3 protein-coding genes are annotated in these 2945 nt (G+C 74.0%); all 3 read left to right on the top strand.

The genetic code is table 11. The features are described from left to right. The first annotated feature begins 50 nt into the window (after positions 1-50). Positions 51-1061 carry an aspartate carbamoyltransferase catalytic subunit gene (locus FOE67_RS21445; RefSeq protein ID WP_182666478.1) on the top strand — a complete coding sequence of 337 codons (1011 nt, stop codon included), beginning with the start codon at positions 51-53 and terminating at the stop codon, positions 1059-1061. After that, positions 1058-2359, top strand: coding sequence for a dihydroorotase (locus FOE67_RS21440; protein ID WP_182666477.1), 1302 nt, complete (start codon positions 1058-1060; stop codon positions 2357-2359). The genes FOE67_RS21445 and FOE67_RS21440 overlap by 4 nt, the downstream gene beginning before the upstream one ends. Positions 2360-2361: 2 nt before the next feature. Further along, on the top strand, positions 2362-2945 hold a 584-nt coding region (locus FOE67_RS21435; RefSeq protein WP_438874277.1), incomplete at its 3' end, for a PH-like domain-containing protein.

Here is a 2945-nt window from a genome sequence, read left to right as displayed (position 1 = left end):
CGTCCCCACCGGCCCGCCCGACCCACCTGCCTGACCCCGGAAGGCAAGCGATGAAACGCCATCTCGTCTCGGCCGCCGACCTCTCGCGCGACGACGCGGTCCTGATCCTCGACACCGCCGAGGAACTCGCCCGTCTCGCCGACCGCCCCGTCAAGAAGCTGCCCACCCTCCGCGGCCGCACGGTGGTCAACCTCTTCTTCGAGGACTCCACCCGCACCCGCATCTCCTTCGAGGCCGCCGCCAAGCGCCTGTCCGCCGACGTGATCAACTTCTCGGCCAAGGGCTCCTCGGTCTCCAAGGGGGAGTCGCTCAAGGACACCGCGCTCACCCTCCAGGCCATGGGCGCGGACGCGGTCGTCATCCGGCACCACGCCTCGGGCGCCCCGCACCGGCTGGCCCGCTCCGAGTGGCTGGGCGGCAGCGTGGTCAACGCCGGTGACGGCACCCACGAGCACCCCACCCAGGCGCTGCTGGACGCCTTCACCCTGCGGCGGCGACTGGTGGGCACCGGGGCCCGGGGCGCCGGTGCCGACCTGGCCGGCCGGCGGGTCACCGTCGTCGGCGACATCCTGCACAGCCGGGTGGCCCGCTCCGGGGTGCGGCTGCTGCACACCCTGGGTGCCGAGGTCACCCTGGTGGCGCCGCCCACCCTCATCCCCGTCGGGGTCGGGAGCTGGCCCTGCGCCGTCTCCTACGACCTGGACGCCGTGCTCCCCAAGAGCGACGCCGTGATGATGCTGCGCGTCCAGCGGGAGCGGATGAACGCCGCCTTCTTCCCCACCGAGCGCGAGTACTCCCGCCGATACGGCCTGAACGGCGACCGGATGGCCCGGATGCCGGAGCACGCGGTGGTCATGCACCCGGGTCCCATGAACCGGGGCATGGAGATCACCGCCGAGGTCGCCGACTCCCCCCGGTGCACCGCCGTGGAGCAGGTCACCAACGGCGTCAGCATCCGGATGGCCGTCCTGTACCTGCTGCTGGGCGGCGCGTCCCCCGGGAGTGTCCCCGCAGTCCCCGCCGTTCCCGCCGCCCCCGCCCTTCCCGAGGAGAACCAGTGACCACCGGCAAGACCCTGATCCGCGGCGCCCGCCCGCTCGGCGCCGACCCCGTGGACATCCTCCTGGCGGACGGGACGATCGCCGCCGTCGGGGCGGATCCCAACGGTCCCGACGCCGCCGGGGCGGAGATCGTCGAGGCGAACGGCGCCGTCCTGCTGCCGGGTCTGGTCGATCTCCACACCCACCTGCGCGAGCCCGGTCGCGAGGACTCCGAGACGGTCCTGACCGGCACCCGGGCCGCGGCCCGGGGCGGCTTCACCGCCGTCCACGCCATGGCCAACACCTTCCCCGTGGCCGACACCGCCGGCGTGGTGGAGCAGGTGTGGCGGCTGGGCCGCTCCTCGGGCTACTGCGACGTCCAGCCGGTCGGCGCGGTCACGGTGGGCCTGGAGGGCAAGCAGCTCGCCGAACTGGGCGCGATGCACGAGTCCGCCGCCGGCGTCCGGGTCTTCTCCGACGACGGCAAGTGCGTGGACGACGCGGTGATCATGCGTCGGGCGCTGGAGTACGTGAAGGCCTTCGACGGCGTGATCGCCCAGCACGCCCAGGAGCCCCGGCTGACCGAGGGCGCCCAGATGAACGAGGGCACCGTCTCCGCCGAGTTGGGACTGGGCGGCTGGCCCGCCGTCGCGGAGGAGTCGATCATCGCCCGGGACGTGCTGCTCGCCGCGCACGTCGACTCCCGGGTGCACATCTGCCACCTGTCCACGGCGGGCTCGGTGGAGATCGTGCGCTGGGCCAAGTCCAAGGGCTGGCGGGTCACCGCCGAGGTCACCCCGCACCACCTGCTGCTCACCGACGAACTGGTGCGCTCCTACGACCCGGTCTACAAGGTCAATCCGCCGCTGCGCACCGAGCGGGACGTGCGCGCCCTGCGCGAGGCGCTGGCCGACGGCACCATCGACTGCGTGGCCACCGACCACGCCCCCCACCCGCACGAGGACAAGGACTGCGAGTGGCCCGCCGCGGCCATGGGCATGGTGGGCCTGGAGACCGCGCTGTCGGTGGTCCAGCACACCATGGTGGACACCGGGCTGCTGGACTGGGCCGGGGTCGCGGAGCGGATGTCCCACCGGCCCGCCGGGATCGGCCGCCTGGCCGGACACGGCCGGCCCATCGCCCCCGGCGAGCCCGCCAACCTGGTCCTCTTCGACCCCGACCACCGCGCGGTGGTGGACCCCGGGTCCTTCGCCTCCCGCAGCCGCAACACCCCCTACCGCGGGCTGGAGCTGCCGGGCCGGGTCCGGTACACCTTCCTGCGCGGCCGGGCCACCGTCGTGGAGGGGGAGCCCGCGTGAGCATCCCCTTCGAGTCCCTCGTCCCCCCGGGCGCCCTCGCGGTGGAGCGCCCCGAGATCCACTGGCCCGGGTACATCTCCTGGACCATCGGCATGCTGCTGGTCGTGGTCCTGCTCTACTGGCTGATGAGTCGGGGATGGGCCCGCCGCGGCTCCTTCCACTCCGACCTGCCCGAGTTGCCGGTGGACCCCGCCCCCGACGCCCCGGCCCGCATGGTGCTGAGGGGCCGTTACTTCGGTTCCACCACCACCGAGCAGTGGCTGGACCGCATCGTCACCCGGGGCCTGGGCACCCGCAGCACGGCGGAACTGACCCTCACCGACCACGGGGTGCGCGTGGTGCGCCCCGGCGCGCGGGACTTCTTCGTCCCCGCCGACCGGCTGATCGGGGCCCGGCTCGACCGGGGGATCGCCGGCAAGGTGCTCACCGACGGCGGCCTGCTGGTCCTCACCTGGCGCCACGGGGAGCGGGTCCTGGACTCCGGGTTCCGCTCCGACCGCGCCGAGGAGCACCGTGCGTGGCTGGAGGCGGTCAACCGCACGGCCGCCGAGGCCGCGGAGGGCGGACGCCCTGCCGCCCCGACCCC

The organism is Streptomyces calidiresistens, assembly GCF_014141525.1.
Taxonomy (GTDB): Bacteria; Actinomycetota; Actinomycetes; order Streptomycetales; family Streptomycetaceae; genus Streptomyces; species Streptomyces calidiresistens.
Note: the sequence above shows the minus strand (reverse complement) of the source record. Positions and strands in the feature narration are given on the sequence as shown.